Source organism: Amycolatopsis sp. BJA-103 (genome assembly GCF_002849735.1).
In the GTDB taxonomy this organism is placed as follows: domain Bacteria; phylum Actinomycetota; class Actinomycetes; order Mycobacteriales; family Pseudonocardiaceae; genus Amycolatopsis.
The window spans coordinates 2,468,831-2,491,848 of record NZ_CP017780.1; the positions used below are offsets into that span (position 1 = coordinate 2,468,831).

At 68.7% G+C, this 23,018-nt stretch carries 18 protein-coding genes; 9 read left to right on the top strand and 9 right to left on the bottom strand.

What is annotated here, in order from left to right:
• The first annotated feature begins 23 nt into the window (after window positions 1-23).
• Window positions 24-4,535 (top strand): HAMP domain-containing protein, encoded by a 4,512-nt coding sequence (locus tag BKN51_RS10300; RefSeq protein WP_101607423.1) that lies wholly within the window; start codon window positions 24-26, stop codon window positions 4,533-4,535.
• Between the two features lie 8 nt (window positions 4,536-4,543).
• On the opposite strand, the gene BKN51_RS10305 is transcribed toward BKN51_RS10300, so the two are convergent.
• Window positions 4,544-4,948 carry a response regulator gene (locus tag BKN51_RS10305; RefSeq protein WP_233224155.1) on the bottom strand — a complete coding sequence of 135 codons (405 nt, stop codon included), beginning with the start codon at window positions 4,946-4,948 and terminating at the stop codon, window positions 4,544-4,546.
• A 71-nt stretch (window positions 4,949-5,019) separates the two neighbouring features.
• Complete coding sequence (locus BKN51_RS10310; protein ID WP_101607424.1) at window positions 5,020-5,325, bottom strand: ANTAR domain-containing protein; 306 nt, start codon at window positions 5,323-5,325, stop codon at window positions 5,020-5,022.
• A gap of 189 nt (window positions 5,326-5,514) precedes the next feature.
• Here BKN51_RS10310 and BKN51_RS10315 point away from each other — a divergent pair, with 189 nt between their 5' ends.
• Window positions 5,515-6,147 (top strand): response regulator, encoded by a 633-nt coding sequence (locus BKN51_RS10315; RefSeq protein WP_168214306.1) that lies wholly within the window; start codon window positions 5,515-5,517, stop codon window positions 6,145-6,147.
• Between the two features lie 12 nt (window positions 6,148-6,159).
• Here the strand turns inward: BKN51_RS10315 and BKN51_RS10320 are convergent, their stop codons facing one another.
• Entirely contained in the window at window positions 6,160-7,137 is a 978-nt protein-coding gene (locus tag BKN51_RS10320; RefSeq protein WP_101607426.1) for an Acg family FMN-binding oxidoreductase, read from the bottom strand.
• A 131-nt stretch (window positions 7,138-7,268) separates the two neighbouring features.
• Here BKN51_RS10320 and BKN51_RS10325 point away from each other — a divergent pair, with 131 nt between their 5' ends.
• Window positions 7,269-9,011, top strand: coding sequence for a GAF domain-containing sensor histidine kinase (locus BKN51_RS10325; RefSeq protein WP_101607427.1), 1,743 nt, complete (start codon window positions 7,269-7,271; stop codon window positions 9,009-9,011).
• 6 nt (window positions 9,012-9,017) lie between these two features.
• Here the strand turns inward: BKN51_RS10325 and BKN51_RS10330 are convergent, their stop codons facing one another.
• A complete protein-coding gene (locus tag BKN51_RS10330; RefSeq protein ID WP_101607428.1) occupies window positions 9,018-9,335 on the bottom strand; it encodes a dsRBD fold-containing protein in 318 nt (105 codons plus the stop codon).
• Between the two features lie 155 nt (window positions 9,336-9,490).
• Here BKN51_RS10330 and BKN51_RS10335 point away from each other — a divergent pair, with 155 nt between their 5' ends.
• Entirely contained in the window at window positions 9,491-10,447 is a 957-nt protein-coding gene (locus BKN51_RS10335; RefSeq protein WP_101607429.1) for an Acg family FMN-binding oxidoreductase, read from the top strand.
• Window positions 10,448-10,524: 77 nt separating this feature from the next.
• Window positions 10,525-11,484 carry a DUF6528 family protein gene (locus BKN51_RS10340; RefSeq protein ID WP_101607430.1) on the top strand — a complete coding sequence of 320 codons (960 nt, stop codon included), beginning with the start codon at window positions 10,525-10,527 and terminating at the stop codon, window positions 11,482-11,484.
• A gap of 170 nt (window positions 11,485-11,654) precedes the next feature.
• Here BKN51_RS10340 and BKN51_RS10345 read toward each other — a convergent pair whose 3' ends face one another.
• Entirely contained in the window at window positions 11,655-12,644 is a 990-nt protein-coding gene (locus BKN51_RS10345; RefSeq protein ID WP_101607431.1) for an alpha/beta fold hydrolase, read from the bottom strand.
• A gap of 78 nt (window positions 12,645-12,722) precedes the next feature.
• Window positions 12,723-13,700, bottom strand: a complete 978-nt coding sequence (locus tag BKN51_RS10350) for a GlxA family transcriptional regulator (protein ID WP_101607432.1) — start codon at window positions 13,698-13,700, stop codon at window positions 12,723-12,725.
• Between the two features lie 90 nt (window positions 13,701-13,790).
• Between BKN51_RS10350 and BKN51_RS10355 the strand changes: the two genes are divergently transcribed.
• Window positions 13,791-14,399, top strand: a complete 609-nt coding sequence (locus BKN51_RS10355; RefSeq protein WP_101607433.1) for a hypothetical protein — start codon at window positions 13,791-13,793, stop codon at window positions 14,397-14,399.
• A gap of 278 nt (window positions 14,400-14,677) precedes the next feature.
• Here BKN51_RS10355 and BKN51_RS10360 read toward each other — a convergent pair whose 3' ends face one another.
• Entirely contained in the window at window positions 14,678-16,747 is a 2,070-nt protein-coding gene (locus BKN51_RS10360) for an AMP-binding protein (RefSeq protein WP_101607434.1), read from the bottom strand.
• 254 nt (window positions 16,748-17,001) lie between these two features.
• Between BKN51_RS10360 and BKN51_RS10365 the strand changes: the two genes are divergently transcribed.
• Window positions 17,002-17,742 (top strand): flavin reductase family protein, encoded by a 741-nt coding sequence (locus tag BKN51_RS10365; RefSeq protein WP_233224156.1) that lies wholly within the window; start codon window positions 17,002-17,004, stop codon window positions 17,740-17,742.
• Here BKN51_RS10365 and BKN51_RS10370 read toward each other — a convergent pair.
• Window positions 17,691-20,222, bottom strand: coding sequence for a P-loop NTPase fold protein (locus tag BKN51_RS10370; RefSeq protein WP_101607435.1), 2,532 nt, complete (start codon window positions 20,220-20,222; stop codon window positions 17,691-17,693). The genes BKN51_RS10365 and BKN51_RS10370 overlap by 52 nt on opposite strands.
• Before the next feature lie 107 nt (window positions 20,223-20,329).
• On the opposite strand from BKN51_RS10370, the gene BKN51_RS10375 reads away from it, so the two are divergent.
• Entirely contained in the window at window positions 20,330-21,580 is a 1,251-nt protein-coding gene (locus BKN51_RS10375) for an MFS transporter (RefSeq protein ID WP_101607436.1), read from the top strand.
• Here BKN51_RS10375 and folE read toward each other — a convergent pair.
• Complete coding sequence (gene folE, locus BKN51_RS10380; RefSeq protein ID WP_101607437.1) at window positions 21,570-22,166, bottom strand: GTP cyclohydrolase I FolE; 597 nt, start codon at window positions 22,164-22,166, stop codon at window positions 21,570-21,572. The two genes, BKN51_RS10375 and folE, sit on opposite strands and share 11 nt — an antisense overlap.
• 120 nt (window positions 22,167-22,286) lie before the next feature.
• Here folE and BKN51_RS10385 point away from each other — a divergent pair, with 120 nt between their 5' ends.
• Entirely contained in the window at window positions 22,287-23,018 is a 732-nt protein-coding gene (locus BKN51_RS10385) for a helix-turn-helix transcriptional regulator (protein WP_101607438.1), read from the top strand.

The following is a 23,018-nucleotide window of genomic DNA, read 5'->3' on the forward strand; positions in this document are numbered from 1 at the left end:
ACCCGAAAGAAGGAGGCACCTCCATGCCGGAACCGGGGAACAAGCGAGCGTCGAGAGACGCGGTCCGTGTGGGCGGGGCGCTCAACGACGAAGGCCTGCAACGGTTGCTGGAGGGGTTGAAAGCCGTTCGTGACGGCGATTTCAGTACACGGCTGCCCCAAGAGGACGACGTCCTGATGGACGAAATGGCCGTCGTCTTCAACGGGATGGTCGATCAGCTGGCGTTGTTCACCTCCGAGGTCACCCGGGTCGCCCGCGAGGTGGGGACCGACGGCAAGCTCGGCGGCCAGGCGGCGGTGCCCTCGGTTTCGGGGACCTGGAAGGACCTCACCGATTCGGTGAACGCGATGGCGGGCAATCTCACCGGCCAGGTCCGTGACATCGCCGAGGTCGCGACAGCGGTGGCGAAGGGTGATCTCTCGCAGAAGATCACCGTCGACGTCAAGGGCGAGATGCTGGAGTTGAAGAACACGATCAACACGATGGTGGATCAGCTTTCGTCGTTCGCGGACGAGGTCACGCGGGTGGCGCGTGAGGTCGGCAGCGAGGGACGCCTGGGCGGGCAGGCCGAAGTTCCCGGGGTGGCGGGGACGTGGCGGGATCTGACGACGTCGGTGAACTTCATGGCGGGCAACCTCACCGACCAGGTCCGCTCCATCGCCGAGGTCACCACGGCGGTCGCGAAGGGCGATCTGTCGCAGAAGATCACGGTCGACGCGCGGGGCGAGATCCTGGAGTTGAAGAACACGATCAACACGATGGTGGATCAGCTTTCGTCGTTCGCGGACGAGGTCACGCGGGTGGCACGCGAGGTCGGCACCGAAGGCGCGCTCGGCGGGCAGGCCCAGGTTCCCGGGGTGGCGGGGACGTGGCGGGATCTGACGACGTCGGTGAACTTCATGGCGGGCAACCTCACCGCGCAGGTGCGGTCGATCGCCCAGGTGGCCACTGCGGTGGCGAAGGGCGACTTGTCGCAGAAGATCACCGTGGACGCGCGGGGCGAGATCCTGGAGTTGAAGAACACGATCAACACGATGGTGGATCAGCTGTCGTCGTTCGCGGACGAGGTCACGCGGGTGGCGCGCGAGGTGGGTACCGAGGGGCGGCTGGGTGGTCAGGCGGACGTCAAGGGGGTGTCGGGGACGTGGAAGGGGCTGACCGAGTCGGTGAACGTCATGGCCGACAACCTGACCGATCAGGTCCGCTCGATCGCCGAGGTCACGACCGCGGTCGCGAAGGGTGACCTGTCGCAGAAGATCCGCGTCGACGCGCGCGGCGAGATCCTGGAGCTCAAGGACACGATCAACACGATGGTCGGTCAGCTGTCGTCGTTCGCGGACGAGGTCACGCGGGTGGCGCGCGAGGTGGGTACCGAGGGGCGGCTGGGTGGTCAGGCGGACGTCAAGGGGGTGTCGGGGACGTGGAAGGGGCTGACCGAGTCGGTCAATGTCATGGCCGACAACCTGACCGACCAGGTCCGCTCCATCGCGCAGGTCGCGACCGCGGTCGCCCGAGGGGATCTGTCGCAGAAGATCACCGTCGAGGCCAAGGGGGAGGTCGCGGCGCTCGCGCAGACGATCAACACGATGGTCGACACGCTGTCGGCGTTCGCGGACGAGGTCACCCGGGTCGCGCGCGAGGTGGGCACCGAGGGCATCCTCGGTGGGCAGGCCCGCGTGCCGAACGTCGCCGGCACCTGGAAGGACCTCACCGACAACGTCAACTCGATGGCGAACAACCTCACCGGGCAGGTCCGCAACATCGCCCAGGTGACCACCGCGGTCGCGCAGGGCGACCTGTCCCGCAAGATCGACGTCGACGCGCGGGGCGAGATCCTGGAGCTCAAGACCACCATCAACACGATGGTCGACCAGCTTTCCGCGTTCGCCGCGGAGGTCACCCGCGTGGCACGCGAAGTCGGCAGCGAGGGACGGCTCGGCGGCCAGGCCGAAGTGGAAGGCGTTTCGGGTACCTGGAAACGGCTGACGGAGAACGTCAACGAACTCGCCGGGAACCTCACGCGCCAGGTCCGGGCGATCGCCGAGGTCACCAGCGCGGTGGCCACCGGCGACCTCACCCGGTCGATCTCCGTCGAAGCGCAGGGCGAGGTCGCGGAACTGAAGGACAACATCAACGCGATGGTCCAATCACTGCGTGAGACGACGCGGGCGAACGAGGAGCAGGACTGGCTCAACACCAATCTGGCGCGGATCTCGGGCCTGATGCAGGGCCACCGTGACCTGCGGGTGGTCGCCACGCTCATCATGAACGAGCTGACCCCGCTGGTCGGCGCGCAGCACGGGACGTTGTTCCTCACCGAGTCCGGCGAGAGCGGCACGCGACTGCGGCTGATCACCAGCTACGGGCACAGCGAGGATCCGGACAGTCCCTCGGGTTTCGCGATGGGGGAGTCGCTGATCGGGCAGGCCGCGCAGACCAAGAAACCGATCGTGGTCGACCGGACACCGCCGGGTTTCGTGAAGATCTCGTCGAGTCTCGGCTCCGCGCCGCCGGTCACCCTGATCGTGCTGCCGATCGTCTTCGAGGACCAGGTGCTCGGCGTCATCGAACTGGCGTCGTTCGGTGAGTTCACCGCCGTCCGCAAGGACTTTCTCGAACAGCTGATGGAGACCATCGGCGTCAACGTCAACACGATCATCGCCAACGCACGGACCGACTCCCTGCTGGAGGAATCCCAGCGGCTCGCCGAGGAACTGCAGGCACGTTCGGAGGAACTCCAAGCGCAGCAAGCGAAACTCCAGCGATCCAACGCGGAACTGGAGGAGAAGGCCGAACTGCTGGCGCGGCAGAACCGCGACATCGAGGTCAAGAACTTCGAAATCGAGCAGGCGCGCCAGGAGATCGAGGAACGCGCGCAGCAGCTCGCGCTGGCGTCGAAGTACAAGTCCGAGTTCCTGGCCAACATGTCGCACGAACTCCGGACCCCGTTGACCAGCCTGCTGATCCTCGCCGGGGTCCTGTCGCAGAACTCGACCCAGAACCTGACGCCCAAACAGGTCGAGTTCGCGAAGGTGATCCAGTCCGCGGGCACCGACCTGCTGCAGCTGATCAACGACATCCTCGACCTTTCGAAGGTCGAGGCGGGCAAGATGGACATCCACCACGAGCCGTTCCCGCTGCGGCAGCTGCTCGACCACGTCGGCACGACCTTCCGCCCGCTGACCGCGGAGAAGGGGCTCGACTTCCAGGTCACGGTGGAACCCAACGTGCCGGAACTGCTGTTCACCGACGAGCAGCGGCTACGGCAGGTGCTGCGCAACCTGCTGTCGAACGCGGTCAAGTTCACCGAAGACGGCAGCGTCGAGCTGCGGGTCAAACTGGTCGACACCATCGTTTCGCCTTCCGCGGCCGGGCACGAGTCCCTGGTGGCGTTCAGCGTGATCGACACCGGGATCGGGATCGCCGAAGAGAACCTCGATTCGATCTTCGGCGCCTTCCAGCAGGCCGACGGCACCACCAGCCGCAAGTACGGCGGCACCGGGCTCGGCCTGTCGATCAGCCGTGAGGTCGCGTACCTGCTCGGCGGCGAAATCCGGGCGGACAGCGTGCTGGGCACGGGCAGCACGTTCACCCTCTACCTGCCGGTAGCCAGGTTCACCGTGCCCGCGAGCCCCGGTGAGTCCACTGTGGACAACGCTGGGTCGGCGCGGCGGGTCCTGGTCGTGGAGAGTGACCAGAACAGCCTGCTGACCCTGCTCGCCCGCGGGGTCGCGGCCGATGTCGCGGACAACCACGGCTCGGTCCAGGTCCGCGCGGTGGCCAATCCGGCGGAAGCGTTCGAAGAACTGAAACGCGACAACTACCGCTGCGTCGTACTCGACACCAGCATCCCCGGAACGGGCGCGTTGACCTTTCTCAAACGTCTCGCGGACGGACCGCGTCCCGTGGAGGTCCCGGTGCTGGCGCACGCGACCCGCAAGCTCAGCGCCGCGCAGCACCGGTTGCTGCAAGGGCACGCGCGGGTGCATCCCGTCGAACTGCTGCCCTCGCTGGACATGCTGCGGGAACGCATCATGCTGCACATTTCGGCCAGCGAACTCGAGGGCATCCTGCCGCTGATGCAGCAACCCGAGGTGACCCCGTCGGAGACGGCGCAGGTCACCGAAATGCCCGCCGATCCGCCCGCCGGACCGCCTCGGCTGCAAGGGCGCAAGGTCCTCCTCGTCGACGACGACGCCCGCAACGTGTTCGCGATCTCGGGGATGCTCGAACTGCACGGGCTGTCGGTCGTGCACGCGCCCAACGGCCGCAAGGGCATCGAAGAACTGCTGTCCGACGACGGCATCGACCTGATCCTGATGGACGTGATGATGCCGGAGATGGACGGCCACGCGACGACGGCGGCGATCCGCGAGATGCCGAGGTTCGCCGGCCTGCCGATCATCACGGTGACCGCGAAAGCGATGGAAGGGGACCGCGAGAAGAGTCTCGCCGCCGGGGCGAGCGACTACGTCACCAAACCGGTGAACGCGGCGGAGCTGCTGGCCTGCATGGAACGCTGGCTGGCGGACTGACGACCGCGCTACTCCGTGCCGTTGGCGCTGTTCGCGCAGACCCGGCGGATGGCCGCGACGATCTCGGTGTTGGGGCTGCCCTTGACGAGGTACTCGGTGACGCCCGCGGACGCCATCTGGGCGATGGACCGGGTGTCGCTGTGCGCGGAGAACGCCATCAACCGCGTGCGGGGCACCCGTCGCCGCATCTCCTTCGCCATCCACGCGCCGCCCCCGCCGGGGATCCGGACGTCCAGGACGGCGACCTCCGGGACCAGCAGTTCCGCGAGCGCGACCGCCTCGGCCGCGTCCAGCGCGACGGCGACCACCTCGATGTCCGGCTCGGTTTCCAGGAGGGCGCGCAGGGCATCGCCGATGACCGGGTTGTCGTCCGCGACGAGCACCCGAAGTCTGGGGGGCGGCGTTCGGTTCATGACCCAGTCCGTGCCCGCGGTGTCTGCGGAGCCGGTGGTGGTCGCGGGCCCTCCTCCGAGCTTGGCGTGGCTCAGCAAGGTACTCGTCTGTCGCCTTCGCTCGGCTGTTCGACGAGCGTCCTGGCGACGTCGTGGATCTTCATGTTGTTGTTGCGGCAGAACGAGCGCAGCAACTCGAACGCCGCGTCGATGTCGATTTGGTATCGCTCGGCGAGAATTCCCTTCGCCTGTTCGATGGGCAGCCGGTGGTCCAACGCGTACTGGAGCTGTTCGGCGCGGGCCCGGTAGAACCGGACGCTGTCGCGCATGGCCACGAGCTCGTCTGCCGGGTCGGAAGAGCCGGACGGAGGGGCCGGCGAAAGCGTGGTCTCGGACATGGGCTGATCGTCGCAGCGGCCGACTGGTCCGGGAAGAACAGAACGTCCTGACTCGAATGATGCAAATGGACCTGGTCCGGTCGGCGGCAGGCACTCGAACGGGTGCCGAACAAGGCCCTTTGGCCTGTCGCAGTGACCGGTCGTGCGCCGTACGCTCAGAGACCAGGAGGGGAAACCGTGGAGGTCGGAATGCTCCGGGTGTTTCTGGTCGACGACCACGAGGTGGTCCGTCGAGGGGTCGCGGACATGCTCGAGGAGGACACGGGCCTGTGCGTCGTCGGTCAGGCGGCCACCTTTTCCCAAGCGCTGGCGAGGATTCCGGCGCTGCGGCCGGACGTCGCGGTGCTCGACGTGCGGCTGCCGGACGGCAACGGTGTCGAGCTCGCGCGGGAACTGCGGTCCAAGATGCCCGAACTGAAGTGCCTGATGCTCACGTCCTACACCGACGAGCAGGCGATGCTGGACGCGATCATGGCGGGCGCCAGCGGCTACGTCATCAAGGACATCCGGGGAATGGACCTGGTGGCCGCGGTCAAGGAGGTCGGTCTCGGCCGGTCGCTGCTGGACGCGCGCGCCGCCGCGACGCTGATGGCGAAGTTCCGCGACGACGCCGCGAAGAAGGGCCCGCTCGCCGGGCTTTCCGAGCAGGAGCGCACGCTGCTGGAACTGATCGGCGAGGGACTGACCAACCGGCAGATCGCCGAACGGATGTTCCTCGCCGAGAAGACCGTCAAGAACTACGTGTCCCGGCTGCTGACGAAACTCGGGATGCAGCGGCGCACCCAGGCGGCCGTGCTGGCCACGGAACTGCGGCGCCCCTGACCGGCCGCGGGCTCAGGCGGAAACCAGCGTTTCGAGCAGGACGTCCTCCAGCGGGCGTCGCGGCGTCCACGGCAGCGGAGATCCGTAGCCGACCCGCAGCAGCACCTGCGGCCACACCCCGCAGCCGAGAAGACGCCGGAGTTCGGCGCGTGCCGCGCGGACCAGGATCGGCGGCGAGATGAACGACGCGTCGACTCCCGCGCCGGTCGCGGTGAGCAGCACCCGTTGCAGTGCCTGCCCCGCCTGCAGCCGGTCGAGTCGTTCGTCGGTCAGCGATCCGATCACCACCACCAGCGGATCCGGCCGCGTGCCGGTGTGCGTGGCGCCGAATTCCTCGAGGAGCCAGCTTTCGTCGGCGGGGGCGCCCTCGGTCGCGTAGGCGGGCACCCCGTCGCGAGTGCTCGCGCCCAGTCCGGTCCAGCGGCCGAGTTCGGCGTGGAAAGCGGGATCGGCGAGCTGATCGCGGTGGGCGCGGGCGGTGAGGTCGAGCAGGACACGGCACTGTTCGGCGTCGAGGCTCGGCATCCACGCGTGTTCGAGTTCGGTGGCGTGGCGGAGCGTGGCGAGCATGGACCGCGGGACGGCGCCGGACCGGAACGGCCTCCGGTTGGTCCGGCGGCGGGGGATCGCGTCGGCGAGCCGTGCTGCCTCGGGATCGGGCGTGCGTTCGGCGAGCGGGCGGACAACGGCCAGCAGATCGGGATCGGCGCGGCTCGGCAGGAGGGTCGTCGCCGGATGGAAGCCCAGTGCGTGGATCGCCGTCCGGAGGGTGAACAGCGCGGCACCGCACGAGAGGACGAGTTCACGGCCGTCCGGATCCGTGACCGGGAGGATACGGCGCGGATCGGCGTGGAGTTCGATCCCGGTCCGGGTGCACCGGAAAAGCCATGGCTGGGTGTTGTGCGTCGACGGGGCCAGCATCGCCGACCGGAGCACGGAATTCACCTGATCGGAGTTCAAACGCCCGACCTTGGTGACTTGTAAGGTCATGGTTTCCCCCGCTGTCGCTCCATGGGCAATACGGTTGTCTCGATGAGACGGTCCCCGTCCGCGGTACGGGGACGAAAGAGGAGAAAGTCACCACGGCCGGGAGTCGTCCCGATCTTCGGAGGCGCAGCAGGATGTCGGCTCATGACCGGCTCGGCGGAAGTGACGACCGGATCTCCGGCGCGCTTTCCCAGCTGCGGGTTCGTGAGGTGCTGCGGGATCTCCAGGACCGCATCGAACAGCTCATCGGCACGCGCGACAAGATGGACGGCCTGCTCGAGGCGGTGCTCGCCGTCGCGTCGGGGCTCGAACTGGACGCGACACTGCGCCGGATCGTCCAGGCGGCGATCGACCTCGGCGAGGCCACTTATGGTGCTCTCGGAGTGATCGCGGACGACGGTTCGCTCGCTGAATTCGTCTATCTCGGTATCGACGGCGAGACGAAACAACAGATCGGGCATCTGCCGAAAGGCCACGGTCTGCTGGGTTTCGTCATCGACGAGGCGAAACCGGTGCGGCTGGCCGACATCTCGCGGCATCCGGCGTCCGTCGGGTTCCCGCCGTGCCATCCGCCGATGCGCTCCTTCCTCGGCGTGCCGATCCGGGTACGCGACGAGGTGTTCGGGAATCTCTATCTCACCGAAAAACGCGGGGAGAGTTTCACCGACGACGACGAGGTGGTCGTCCAAGCGCTCGCCGCCGCGGCCGGGATCGCGATCGAGAACGCCCACCTCTACGAGCAGGCCCGGATCCGGCAGCAGTGGCAGGCCGCCACCAGCGAGGTGACCACGGAACTGCTGGGCGGCACCGATCCCGTCGACGCCCTCAACCTGATCGCGAGCCGGGCACTGGAACTGACCGGCTCCGACCTCACGTTGCTGGCACTGCCCGGCCCCGGCAGGCTCGACGTCGGCCGGGCCGGCGAGGAAGAGGCCGACCGACTGACCATCGCCGTCTGCTCCGGCGCACGGTCGGCGGAACTGACGGGGACGCGGATCAGCGTCGCGGATTCGTTGCCGGGAGCGGTCTACCGCGATCGGACACCGCGCAGTGTGCCGGAACTGGTGCTGGGCGACGACGGGGAATACCGCCTCGGCCCGACGCTCGTGGTGCCGCTCCGGGCGCGGGAACGCACGTCCGGGGTGCTGATGGCGGTGCGGAATCCGGGTTCGGTCCCGTTCGAGCTCGCCCAGCTGCCGGTGGTGGCCTCGTTCGCCGACCAGGCCGCGCTCGCGCTTCAGCTCGCCGCGCAACAGCGCACGGCCAGGGAGATCGACGTGCTCGCCGACCGGGACCGGATCGCGAGGGATCTGCACGACCACGTGATCCAGCGGCTGTTCGCGGTCGGCCTCGCCATGCAGAGCACGCACCGCCGAGCGCGGTCACCGGAACTGCAGCGGCGGATCGGCGACAGTATCGACCAGATGCACGAGATCGTGCACGAGATCCGCACGGCCATCTTCGATCTCCACGGCGGCGAGGCGGGCCAGCAAGGAGTGCGGCTGCGGCACCGCCTCTACGACTCGATCGCCGAACTCACCGACGACACCGCGATCCATCCGACGGTGAGTCTGTCCGGACCGCTCGACTCGATTCCCTTCCTGTTCGCGGAACACGCCGAGGCGGTGGTGCGGGAGACGGTCGGCAACGTCGTGCGGCACACCCGGGCGAGCGGTGTTTCGGTGAGCGTCGCCGTGAAGGACGACGTCCTGCGGATCGTCGTCACCGACGACGGTGCGGGGATCGGTGACGCGACCGGCGGCTTCGGCGGGCTGCGAAACCTGCGTGACCGCGCGGAAAAAGCGGGCGGGACGTTCCGGGCGGAGACGCGGGAAGAGGGCGGCACCCGGATCGAGTGGTCCGCCCCCTTGCGATGACCGCGGTCAGTTCGACGACTGCGCGGCGAGGATTCCGTCGACTTCGATCGACCGGGAGACTTCGGCGTCGACGTCGGAGGCGACGGTCTCCAGCAGTTCCGCGGTGAGGTCCGAAAGCGCCCGTGCCACCGCGAGATAGGAACCGACCTGGGAGAGCGAACTCTCTCTCAGCCCGCCGTGCGCGAGTCCGACGCCGACGAACTCGCCACCGTCTTCGAGCCGGAGCAACGCCTCCGCTCGTACCCGGTACGGCCCGTGCTGCAGGGAAACGTCAATGGTCCATTTGCCGCTGTCGTCGGTCATCGTCGGCTCCGTTCCGGTCATCGAGACTCCCATCGCGGCCGCTCGTGGCACAGGGTCCTAAGTCCTCGCTCACCGGGATCGGGGGCGAAAGTCCTCGGAATTCGTGACCGGCGGCCGCTGCGGTCGCCGGATACCCCGGCCGAAGGTGGATCAACCCTCTTCCCCCGGAGCCCACGATGAAGATCCCGTTACCGAACCACGTCGACCAGGCGGTGGCGGCGGCCGTGCGCGCGCCGTCCCCGCTCAACACCCAGCCTTGGCGGTTCGTCGTCGACCGGGACCGGATCGAGGTGTGGCTCGACCGCACCAGGGTGCTCCGGATCGCCGACCCGGCCGCCCGCGAGGCACGGCTTTCGTGCGGCGCCGCGGTGTTCAACCTGATCGTTTCCCTGCGGTCCAACGGGAAGACGCTGTCCCTGCGGGTGCTACCGAGGCCGGAGGAGCCGGACCTGCTCGCCGGACTCCTGATCGACAGTGACCGGTTTTCCTCGCCGGAGGAGCGAAAACTGGCCGAAGCCGTCTTCCGCCGTCACACGAACCGCCGTCCGTTCCTGGACCGGCCGGTACCCGCGTGGGCGCGGACGACGTTGCGGGCGGCCGCGCTGGTGGAAGGCGGGCTGCTGGAGCTGTTCGGCCGCGGCGACCGGGCGAACGCGGTCGCGCGCGTGCTGCACCGGGCCGAGGCGGCACAGGCGCGCAACGGCGCCTTCCAGGCGGAGATCGCGCTGTGGACGCGGCGGGCGGCGAACGCGCCGGACGGCGTCCCGGCACCGACCCGACCGCCGTCACCGCACGGGATCCCGGCGCAGGAGTCCTTCCTCGCCGCCGAGCCCGAAGGCGGTGAGCCGGTGCTCGGCGCGATCCTGACCGCGGCAGGCGGGCCCGCCGCGGACCTGCGGGCGGGCATGGTGCTGCAGCGGGTGCTGCTGACCGCGACGGCCGCCGGTCTCGCGACGTCGTTCGTCGGCAGGCCGTTCGAAACCCCGGAGACGCGGACCGCGCTGGACCGGATCTTCGCCGACCTCGGCCGCCCGCATGCGGTGCTGCGCCTCGGCTACGGCCGCCCGGCGCCGATGACGGCACGCCGTCAGGTCGACGAGGTGATGCTCCGGCGATCCGGGGCGACGCTCTGACCCGGGGTCATCTCGTCGACACCCACGTTTCCGGTCACCGCCACGCGGCCGTCATCCGGGGCGGATTCAGTCTCCGTATGAAGATCATGCGGAAATCCTTGGTGGCGCTGGCCATCGCGGGCCTTTCGGTGGCGGGGTCCGCGCCGGCGGTGGCGGACGCGGGCGCCCGCGATCGCGGCTCGATCGTCATCACCGAACAGGCGTCCAAGCGGATCCTGGTCCTGCCCGCCGACCGTGCCTCCTGGCAGAACCGGAAGGTGAGCTGGTCGTGGGCGCCGAACGCCGCCAACGGGCTGGCCGATCTGGCGGGATCGTGGAGCAACCCGAGCGACGCGAAGCTCGCCGAACGCGGGGGCGAGAAGTACCTGCTCACGTCGGCGTCCGGCGGTTTCGCGGCCGTCGTGCCGTACCCGGCGGGCGACCGGGCCTACTGGGCCGCGGACGTCGGCGGCCCGGCCAACCCGCACAGCATCGAACTCCTGCCGGACGGCAACGTCGCGGTGGCGGCCAGCACCGGCGGCTGGGTGCGGATCTACACCGCTTCGCAGGGGCAGCGCTCGAAGACGTATGCCGAGTATCCGCTGGTGGGCGCGCACGGCGTGGTGTGGGACGCCAGCCGGAACGTGCTGTGGGCACTGGGCACCGACGCGCTCGTCGCGCTGAGTGTCGGCGGGACCCCCGCCGCGCCGGTGATCACCGGGCAACGGTCCGTTCCGGTCCCGAGCAAGGGCGGCCACGACCTCCAGCCGGTTCCGCACCGGCCGGATCTGCTGTGGGTGACCACGGAAGCCGGGGTGTACCAGTTCTCGAAGACGAGTGGCCGGTTCACCCAGCGGTACGCGGGCGCTAGGGAGATCGACCGGCCGCACGTGAAGAGTGTTTCGACGAATCCCCGGACCGGGCAGGTCCTGACGGCTTCGATCCAGGACGGGCACCTGTGCACCTGGTGCACGGACTCCGTCCGGCTGGCCTTTCCACGCGCCGAGCTGGCGCTGCACGGCGCGTGGATCTACAAGGCCCGCTGGTGGATCGGTTGAGCTGACTACTTCCGTGTCGGTACCGGCCGTTCGGGGGGCTGCCCGGCCGGTACCGACACACCAGAGAAGAGGGAACCCCGTCGCGAGAATGACGCGTGGCCGCGTCTTTCACCTGACCGAGTGAACGGGGCGGTTCGGAGGGCGTCGTTGACCCATTCGGGGTATAAGCCTCACCCGAGGAAGGCCTGCAACTCGTCGATGACCGTCCGAGGCTGCTCTTCGGCGACGAAGTGACCGGAACCGGCGACCTTCCGTACCCGGACGTCCACCGCCTTGGACGGCAGGACCGCCGCGAGGTAGTCGTAGTTGAACTCCGAGCCCAGCCCCAGCATCGGCGCGGCGATCTTCCCGTAGGCCTTCTGGTCCTCGATGTCCTTGCCGAACGCCCGGTACCAGCCGTTCCCGGCGCGGATCGCGTCCGGGCGGTCGTACGCGGCGGCGTAGATCGCGCGGTCCCGGTCGCCGATCGAGGCCGGATCGGCCGCCAGATGGTCGAACATCCAGTCGCCGAGGAAGCGCGCCCGGCCGGCCACCAGCTGCTCGGGCAGGGTGGCGACCTGGTTGAAGGCGAACCACCAGACGTGCACCGGCTGGCCGGGCGGGGCCAGCATCGGGATCTGGTACAGGCTCTCGTCGGGGTGCGAGACGTCCATGAGCGTGACGGTCTTCGTCGCCTCCGGGTGGTTGGCGGCGAAGCTGAACGCGACCATGGCGCCGATGTCGTGCCCGGCGATATGCGCCTGCCGGTAGCCGAGCGAGCGGACGAGCTCGAAGATGTCGCGGGCCATCGTCTTCTTGTCGTACCCGTCCTGTGGCTTGCCGGAGCCGCCCATGCCCCGCAGGTCGACGGCGATCACGCGATACCGCTTCGCCAGCGTGGGCATGATCTTGCGGTACTGCCACCACGTCTCCGGCCAGCCCGGCAGCAGGATCAGCGGTTCGCCCCGGCCACCGGCGACGTAGTGCAGCCGCACGCCGTTGACCTGGGCGTACGCACTGCGGAAACCGCCGGGCAGGGACCGGGCGAGCTCGGCGTCGCCGGGGCCACCGGACTGGCCCGCCTCGGCGATGCCACCCGAGGCCACCAGCGCGGCCGCGGCACCCACGCCGAGGGTGAGCATGGACCGGCGGTTGAGGAAGGAACGGCTGTCTTCGGTCATGCTCCGATCGTGGCCCGTCGCGGCCCTTCACCGTGAGCGGTGTTTTCGCCAACCGGCGTCAGTTTTGAGACAGCCCGATCAGGACAGCATGGGCTCGAGGACACCGAGCCGGGTGCCGAACGTCTCCCGATAGGACACCGGCGTGACCCCGACCTGCCGCCGGAAATGCGGCCGGAGCGCGGCCGAGGAGGAGAACCCGCAGTACCGGGCGATCTCGTCGACCGGGAGGTCGGTGGATTCGAGCAGCTGCTGGGCGCGGATGACCCGCTGGTGGGTGAGCCACGTGCCGGGTGCGGCGCCGGTGATCTCCCGGAACCGGCGGTCGTAGTTGCGCCTGCTCATGAGCGCCCGCCTGGCGAGTTCGTCGACCGGGAGCGCGGTGTCCAGCCGGGTGAGCGCCCACGCCATCGTCTCCGAGACCGGGTCGCCCTCGTCGAGTTCCGGCATCGGCGATTCGATGTACTGCGCCTGCCCGCCGGGCCGGTGCGGTGGGACGACCATGCCCTTCGCCAGCCGGTTCGCCACCTCCGCGCCACACCACGAGCGGATGAGGTGCAGGCCGAGATCCATCCCCGCGGCGCCGCCGCCCGAGGTCAGGATGTCGCCGTCGTCGATGTAGAGCACCGATTCGTCGAGGCGGACGGCGGGGAAGCGGGCCGCCAGCAGCGGCGCCATCGCCCAGTGCGTCGTCGCGGGACGACCGTCGAGCAGCCCGGCGGAGGCCAGCACGAAGGCGCCACTGCACAGTCCGGCCACCCGGGCGCCCCGGTCGTGCGCGGCTCGGAGCGCCTCCAGCGCCGCTTCCGGCGGATCCTCCATCGGCGACCGCCAGTTCGGGACCAGCACCAGGTCCGCCTCCCGGATGGCACCGAGATCCTCGGGGACCGGAACGGTCAGCCCACCACCACGCAGCGCGGTGCCCGGTTCGCCGCCGACGACCCTGATCTCGAGGTCGGGTAGTTCCCCGAACTGCGAGGCCATGTCGAAGACACCGAACGCGAAGGACATCGCCCCGAGTGAAGCCCCGTCGAAGACCACGACCACCAGTCGTTTCATGGGCCGAGTCTAAAGGCTCCGGAGCTGATTTTTGACCGTCCGAAGGGGACGGTAGATTCGCCGCACAGCCGTTCGGGGGAAGGAACGCCGATGTCGTATCCACAGGGTCCGCAGGGGCCTCAAGGACCTCAGTGGGGCCAGCCGCAGCAGGGCTATCCCCAGCAGCAGTACCCGCAGCAAGGATATCCGCCCCCCGGCTACGGCGGTCCACAGTTCCCGGGGCAGCAGCCGCCGCCGAAAAAGGGCAACGGCCTGCTGATCGGGCTCATCGCCGGCGGCGGCGTGTTCGTGGTGGTCGTCTTCGTGATCCTCGCGTTCGTGGCACCCGGTTTCCTGCTGAGCGACAACAAGCCCTCGAGGTCTGCGAGCGCGACGCAGGCCCCGCTCAGCCTCGACTGGGGCCCGGTGCTGGCGGGCAAGTTCATGCTCGCGGTCTTCGGCGACGAGGCCGACAGGGCCGCCGAATCGGCCTGCGCGGATTCCAAGGACGCTGTCCGGACCGCGGCGAAGGCCTTCGGCGACCGGAACGCTTCGCTCACGGCGAAGGACCCGAAGCAGGTGAGCCCGGACCTGATCTCGGTGACGATGAGCGGAACGCTGAACTACGAGACGGACTTCACCGCGACGATGGAGGTCCGGCGGGAAGGCGACGACCGGTACTGCATCGTGTCGGTCTCGCCGTTGCCGCCTCCGGCTTGAGCCTGCGCTGGCTCTCGTGAGTGGTAAAGACGGTTCTAGTGGCGGAAAGGGTAAACGTGGCGTGCTCGTGCCGTCTTTCGTTCGCAGGACGGGTGTCGTGAAAGCCACTTTCGCGACATCAGACGTCCCGAAAGTGGCTTTCGCGACACGACCGCTCAGCATCGGACGCGACGAAGGACGCTTCATCCCGTCACCGGTCTCGCCCCCGGAACACGCCACCTTGACTTACCCCTCAATAACCGTTCCTTGCCACTCACGAGACCGGTCCACAAAGGACGTTACTGGTCGATCGGCCAGGTCTCGTCCTTCAGCAGCCGCTTGAGCACCTTCCCGGTCGCATTCCTGGGGAGTTCCTCCACGAAGTACACATCCCGCGGCACCGCGAAGCGGGCCAGCCTCCGGTGGATGTACGCGCGGACGTCTTCCGCGCTCATCCTGGCGCCGCGTTTCGGGACGATGTAGGCCGCGAACCGTTGCCCGAACTCGCGATCCGGCACACCGATCACGGCCGCTTCGTGGACGCCGGGCAGCGCGACGATGGCCTCTTCGACCGGGCGAGGGGACACGTTCTCCCCGCCGGACACGATCATCTCGTCCGCCCGGCCGGTGACGAAGAGGCGTCCGGAGGCATCCTGGTAGCCGACGTCGCCGGTCGCCATCAGTTCTTCCGCGCGCGGCACGCTCGCGCCGTCGGTGTAGCCCTCGAAAAGCATGTCGTTGCCGACGAAGATCTGCCCCTCCCAGCCCGGCGGGACGCGGTTGTGATCGTCGTCGAGGATGGCGACGCGGGTGCCCGGCGGGCAGCGTCCGGCGGTGGTCGGCGCGGCGCGGAGGTCTTCGGGTGTGGCGATGCTGGCCCAAGAAACCTCGGTGGAGCCGTAAAAGTTGTAGAGCACGTCGCCGAAGGTGTCCATGAACTCGGTGACGATCGTCCCCGGCAGCGCGGATCCGCTGCTCGCGACGATGCGCAGTGACGACAGGTCGTAGCGGGCGCGAACCCGCTCGGGCAGATCGAGGATGCGCTGCAACATGATCGGGACGGCGAACAGCACACCGCAGCGATGTTCGGCGATGGTCCTCAAGATCTCTTCGGCGTCGAACCGGCGGACGAGCGACAACGACGCCCGCACGGCCATCCCGATCTGCATCCCGGCGAGACCCCAGCTGTGGAACAACGGCGCGGCCACCACGAAACGGTCGCCGGAGTGGAGCGGGATGCGGTCCAGCATGGCGGCCGACGTCGCGAGCCCTTTCGGGGTCGGGCGGCGTGCGCTTTTGGGGGTTCCCGACGTGCCCGACGTGAGGACGACGAGCCTGCCGATCCGGTCCACCGGTTTGAGTTTCGTGGCGGGCACCCCCGCGATCAGCTGATCGATCGTCGGGTAACCGTTCTCGGTTTCCGGCCAGGTGGACAGTCGCAGGAAATCGCCGGGGATGTCGGCGATGACCCGCGAGAACTCGTCGTCGGCGAGCACCGCGACCGGTTTGTGCAGGCCGATGACGTCCGCGACCGCGCCGGCGGAAAGCCCGGTGTTGAGCAGGATCGCGTCCACACCGAGTTTGCTGCACGCGATCAGGGACTCGACCATCGTGGCGTGGTTGCGGCACAACAAGGCGATCCGGTCACGGGAACGGACTCCGCGCGCCGCCAAAGCGTTCGCGAGCTGGTTGCTGCGATCAGCCGTCTGTTTGAACGTCCGGACATTGCGCTCGTCGTGCAGTGCGACTTCTTCGGGCACACGGGCCGCGTTGGCCGTGTAGCCGCCCGCGACGGTGGCGCCCCACTGCGAAAGCGACGTGAGCTGCTTGGCGATCTTGTCCGGTCGCGCGGCCGCGAGCACCCCGGCCTTGATCAGCGTGCTCGCCGTGTGCAGCGTGGTCGCCTTGGTGTGCGCGGGTTCTTCCTGCGGTGACGCCGCCCGGCCCGAGAGATGCAGATCGATCCGCCGGGCCACCGCGCGGACGGAGCGTTTGAACGACGCGGCGGACACGAGATGCGCGTGCCGGGCCGGAAGCATCAGCTGCGCGACGAGTTCCGTGCCGTTGTCGGGAGCCTGCCTCAGCTCGACCGAGACCCAGTTGCCGTTGTCTTCGACGCCGCACCAGACGACGTGCTCGCCGGGCCGCCAGACCCTGGCTTCGATTTCACCGACGACGAGCTTTCCCGCCCGCGGCTCCAGGCGGATGAGGCACTTCGGACCGCGTCCGCGTTCGGCGGACTGCCGAACCTCGCACCAGCTGATCTCGGCGACGAACCTCGAGTAGGACTCGGGATCGCCGATGACTTCCCAAACCTGGCCGGGAGAATGCCCGAGAATCGAGCTCGCCTGGACCACATCGTCTCGCATGCGATTCGCCTCACCACGCGCGTTCGGGTGTTGACCGGGCAGCTGCCGGCGCCTCCTTCGTCTTCGAGTTCGGCGAACCTACCAGCAATCGGCCGAACGCAATACTCCGAACGACCCCGGGTTCGTGTCCGCCCAAGGGAACCATCACGGACAGGGTAGGCGTTCCGGCGGCGCCAAGCCGTCCGCCGACGGTGTTGATCGCGACGTCCGATTCACGCCAGCCTCAGCCGCGCGAGGCGGAGAAGCTGACGAACGTGACAGTTACGACGTCAGCGGCCGAGACCGCGCACACCCGTATTGAGCCCGGCATCCTCTACTTCGGCACCCCTGTGGTGCTTCTTTCGACCGTCGACCAGGCGGGTTCCCCGAACCTGGCCCCGATGTCGTCGGCGTTCTGGCTCGGATGGCGGGGAATGCTCGGACTGGGCGCGAAATCCAAGACCGCGCAGAATCTCATGCGCAACCGTGAATGTGTTCTGAATCTCCCTTCCGACGATCTGGCGGCCGCGGTCGACAAGCTCGCCCTGACCACCGGGTCGGATCCCGTCCCGGCCCGCAAGTACCAGCGCGGCTACCGGCACGAAGCGGACAAGTTCGGCAGGGCGGGCCTGACCCCGGTCGCCTCGGAGACGGTCCGACCGCCGAGGGTGGTGGAATGCCCGGTGACGATGGAGGCCGTCGTCGAAGCGGTCCACCCGCTCGCCGAGGACGACGCGGCGCAACGCGGCGGTGTCCTCGTGTTCGAGGTCCGCGTGCAGCGCGTCCACGTCCACGACGAGGTGCGGATGCCGGGCACCGACGACAGGATCGACCCCGACCGGTGGCGGCCGCTGATCATGAGCTTCCAGAAGCTCTACGGCCTCGGCCCGCAGGTCCATCCCTCGACGCTGGCGCGGATCCCGGAGCGGCTTTACCGGGGGCCGGACATCGAGCGGTCGCGGGATCAGTCGTCGCGGGCGAACGAGAACCGGTTCACCAACGGCAACCAGCGCTGATACGACACGGCCAGCTCCGGCCACGAGCCGCCGACGAGGCCGCGTTCGACCTTCGGCCGCAGTTCGTGGTCGTTCAGTGACGACACGATTTCGAGCGCGCTGTCGTCGGGGTCCAGCCCGGCGAGGGCGGCGAAGAACCAGGACGCCACCTCCGGATACCCGACGAGCACGGACAGCAGGACCAGTACCGCGCGAAAGGGTGCCTCGCGGTCGCCGTCGGCGAGGAACTCGGCCAAGTCCTCGCCGGCGAGCCGCGCCCGCAGCAGCCGGTAGAGGTTCAGGAGTCTTTTCGCGGCCCGCGGCGACCGGACGAGCGGGGCGAGCGTCGCCAGGAAGTCCAGCTCCGCCAGTGAGATCACCAGCCGAGGAGGTCGAAGGTCTATTGTGGACTGTTCGGACGACGGTTCCGGTGCTTCCTCGGGAGGAGGAGCCTGCCCGGACACGGCCGGAGAGCGGGATTCGGTGGCCTGATCCGCTTCGGCGGGCCTGGACACCGGCGTGGCGTCCTGACCCTCGGTGGCGGCGAGCCCGCGCACGAGCCCCGCGAACCCTGGATCGTCCATGGGGGACAACGTGAACGGCACCTGGAAGATCTTTTCGAGATAGTTCTCGGCGAAGGTTTCCGGATCGTCGCCGAGCATCTCTTCGTAGTGCTGCTCGACGGCTCTCTTCAGCCATCGGGAGTCGACGCCCACCACGACGACGAACACCGGCAGCGCCAGCAGGAGATGAATGGCTTCGAGGACCTGGACGACGACCTTGGGCGGGCAGCGGTCGAGGTCGTCGATGTAGAGCACGGTCCGTTCGATCTTCCCTGAACCGTGCGGGACTTCGGCGAGCATGGTCGCGAACGTCTCGAGATCCTTGCGCAGCAGCGAGACCACACCGAGATGCTCGACATAGTCCGAAACCCGGGACTCGGCGAACGACACCAGGTCCAGCCCCGGCGCGAGTTCGGTGACCGCCTTTTCGAGCCTTTCGGATTCCGCGTCCAGCTCTGCCAGGCGCCGCTCGGTCTCTTCGTCCTCTTCGGACGGACCACCGAGTTTGCCGAGCGCCTCGTGGATCCGGCCCGCGCTGGCGCGCATCCGCAGGACGACGGTCAGCGCGGAACTCGCCAGGGTGAGCCCGCCGAGCACGCCCGAGACCTGCGTCCGGCCGACGAGCAACGTGACGACCAGGACCGTCACCAGCCCGCCGATCAGGATCAGCAGCGGAACCGGATCCTGCCGCAGCCGTCGCCAGAATTCGGCGACGTCCGAACGCAGTCCGCCGGTCTCCTGCGCCAGGCGTTCGAGATCTTCGGCAGTCGGCCGTTCGACGCCGAGGCGGGATGCGATCCAGGCCTTGTCCGCGTCGGTCAGGCTGTCGAAGACCGCGCGGACGTAGTCACGCGGCTTCCGTCGCCTTCGCTTCGCCTGTTTCTGCTGGGCGGTCAGGGTTCTGCGTTCGAGGCGGACCGCGCTGAGCCTGCCGAGGAGGGTCTTCTCGGTCTTGCGGCGTTCGGCGAGCGCGTCGGCCTGACGCTGGAGGTCGTTCTCGGCGCCGCTCGCGGCGAGGTTGTCGAAGATGTGCGTGGCGAGACTGGCGAGAAGGTTCGCTTCGCTGTAATGCCAGGCGTTGAAGCTGATCTGGCGGACGCTCGAACAGTAGGACGACACGGCTTTCCCGTGCGCGCCGGCCACGGTTTCGGCCTCCTGCGCGGAATCGGCGAGTTCGCGGACGCGCAGCTGCATCTGGCGCATGAAGAAGCTCTTGCCGGAACCCCAGCTGCCGAACAGGCCGATCGACAGGGGAGGGGTGATCATCCTGGAGACGACCAGGTCCGCGAGCATGCGCACGTCGGGGCCGATGCCGAGGCGGTCGACGCCGTCGTCGGTGTCGGGCCGGTAGTCGGCGACGTGGGCGGCGAAGGGGTCGGGGACCGCCGCCGCGTTCGTGACGCGTGCGCGGGTGAGTTCCTCGATGGTGAGAGCGTGCGGCCAGTTGTGCATCCGCTCGGCGGTGGTCCGCTCCTTCGTGGAGAGTTCCGGCATGATGCGATGGACCGCGGGGCGAAGGCGATCGATGCCGCGGCGCAGGTTCGGGTTCTCGAAGTTGCTGGCGCCCACCAGCCCGAGCACGCGCCGGGCGGGATCTCTCGCGAGCCAGTTCTCGACGATGGCAGGTTCACGGCCGATGACCTGGGGCAGCTTGTTGTCGAGCCAGATCACGGCCGGGGCGGCATCCCGGTCGAGCGCGAGATCGTTGATCTCCGGTTCGACGATCAGCTCAGTCTGCGGGAGTACCGCGAGCAGGGCTTCGTAGGCCGAGCGCCGGGCGCCCGAGTTGGTCTCGAACACGATGAGCGTGAACCGTGCGGTCGACAGTGTGGACCGGAGGTCTCCGTCGATATCGCGAGGTAGGTAGAGGCCGAGACTCGAACCCCGTGGCTTGCCCTTCAGCAGAATCGACGGATCGACGTCGCGCACCAGCACCATCCGCGGTCCCCTCCCAAGGCCGAACGGAAGGGCAGTCTAGAGGTCCGCTGCTCAGCTGTGGGTGAAACTCCGCCTCCGCTCGGTCACCGCTCGCTACGTTGGATTCCATGACGGGGGAGCGGCTGGACGGCAGGTACGTCAAACTCTGGGCGGCGAGCACGACCTCCGCACTGGGCAGCGGTCTCGCGACGGTGGCGGCACCGTTGCTGATCGCGTCCCGCACCGACGATCCGCTCGTGGTCTCGGGCGGGTTCGCGGTGGCGTGGCTGCCTTGGCTGCTCTTCTCGCTGCCGGGCGGGGTGCTGGTCGACAGGGTGGACCGGCGCAAACTGATGATCACGCTCGACTGGATCCGCGTCCCCGCCGTCGCCCTGCTGGCGGTCGCGATCACGACGGGGAACGCCAGTGTCGCCCTGCTGTACGCCGTCCTCTTCGTGATCAACTCGGGTGAGGTCGTGTTCCGGACGGCGAGCGGGGCCATGTTGCCCTCGATCGTCCCGAAGGCGTTGCTGGAGCGGGCGAACGGGCGGCTGTACGCCGGAACGACGTTGACCCACGGCATGCTCTCCGGGCCGCTGAGCGGGCTCCTGTTCGGTGTCGCGGCGAGCATCCCGTTCTACGTCAACGCCGGGACGTACGCGGTCAGCGCCCTTCTACTCGGACTGATCGCGGGCGCCTACCGGCCACGGGCCGACGACGGCCCCGGTGAGCCGGTGAAGCGGCGCTCGATCCGGGCGGAGGTGGCCGAAGGGTTCCGCTGGCTCGCGGGCCAGCGCCTGCTGCGGACCATGGTCGGGCTGATCGGCCTGCTGAACGTGACGCTCGTGGCGGCCACCTCGATACTGGTGCTGCTGGCCAAGGAACGGCTTCAGCTGGGGGCCGTCGGGTACGGCTTGCTCTTCACCTGCATGGCGGTGGGCGGGCTGCTCGGCTCGGTCGCGGGCGACCGGCTGATCGCCTGGTGCACGCCGACCTGGACGTTGAGGATCGGGCTGCTGGTCGAGGCCGGGACCCATCTGGTGCTCGCGACGAGCACGAGCGCGCCGGTGGTCGGGGTGACGTTGTTCCTGTTCGGGGTGCACGGCGCGCTGTGGGGCATCGTCGGCAGTTCCCTGCGCCAGCGGCTCACCCCGCCGGAGATGCTCGGCCGCGTCGGCAGTACCAGCTTGTTCATCGTCGCGGGCGGGACCTGCTTCGGCGCGCTGCTCGGTGGCGTGGTGGCTTCCGAGTTCGGCCTGACGACGCCTTACTGGGTGGGCTTCGTGGTGGCGATGGTCGTTTCCGGGCTCACCTGGCGGGTTTTCGATCGCGAGGTCGTCTCCGCGGCCTACGCGCAAGAGCCCGCTGTCAGCCGTTGATGCCGGTGAGGGCGAAGAACTCCTGGCGTGAACGGGCGTCTTCGCGCAGCGTGCCGAGCAGGGTGGAGGTGACGGTGCTCGAACCGGCGGCCTGGACACCGCGCAGGGTCATGCACGAGTGCTCCGCCTCGATCACGACGCCGACACCGCGCGGCTCGAGCTGCTCGTCGAGCCAGTCGGCGACCTGTTTAGTGAGCCGTTCCTGAACCTGCGGCCGGCAGGCGAAATGCTCGACGATCCTGGCCAGTTTCGACAGGCCCAGGATCCGATCGCCGGGCAGGTAGCCGACGTGCGCGACCCCGACGAACGGCAGCAGGTGGTGTTCGCAGACGGAGCGGACCGGAATCCCCCTGGCGAGGACGAGTTCGTCGTAACCCTCGTCGTTGGGGAAGGTCGTGAGGTCGAACGACCGCGGGGTGAACAGTTCGGCGTACGCGCGGGCCATCCGGCCCGGGGTGCCGCGGAGGCTCTCGGAGTCCAGCGAAATGCCCAGTGCGGTGAGGAGATCGGCGGCCGCGGCCTCGGCGGCCTCCAGGTCCGGCCCCGGCCCGGGTTCGTGCACTACACGCAAGGCTGGAGTGGACATAAGGCCTCCTAGGCTGACCGCGATCCCCAGAGCAATTCGACTAAGATTGTTGGGCGTTTTATCGCCCGCCGGTTCAGCCTACATGGTAGATCCGCAGTTCAGGATGTTCCGCCGGTTGAGATGGGCGATATCGTGGTGTACGTGACAGTGTCCGATCCGGACGGCTTCGACGCCCGTTCCATCACCGCGGTGGCGGCGCTCGACGACGACCTCCGCCGGGGCATGTACGCCTACGCCCGGGGCGCGCGGCGTCCGGTGACGCGGGACGAGGCGGCGGCCGCTGTCGGGATCTCCCGGAAGCTCGCCGCCTTCCACCTCGACAAACTCGTGGCGGCGGGGCTGCTCAAGTTCGGCTTCGCGGCGGGGCCGGTGGTCAAGGTCGGGCGCAGGCCCAAGGTTTACGAACCTGTCGACGAGGCCATCCAGGTGCAGCTTCCCGTGCGGCGGCACGAGATCCTGGCGGGCATCCTCGCCGAGGCCGTACTCGCCGAGGGGACCGGCGAGACCGCGCGGGACGCCGTCCTGCGGGTCGCGGGGGAGCGTGGTTTCGCGGCGGGCGAAGAGGAACGCGCACGGATCCGGCCGGGCAGGCTCGGCGTGGAACGCGCGCTCACCGTGGCCGAAGGAGTGCTTCGCCGTCACGGCTTCGAGCCGAGCCGGGACACCAGTACCTGCGTCCGGCTGCGGAACTGCCCGTTCCACCCGCTGGCGGCCGAGGCGCCGGAGCTGGTCTGCGGGCTCAACCAGGCCTTCCTGGCCGGTTTTCTGACCGGCGTGCGCGCCGGGAACGTGGAAGCGGTTCTCGTCCCCGGCGCGGCCGAGTGCTGCGTGGAGCTGCGACAGGCCAGATAG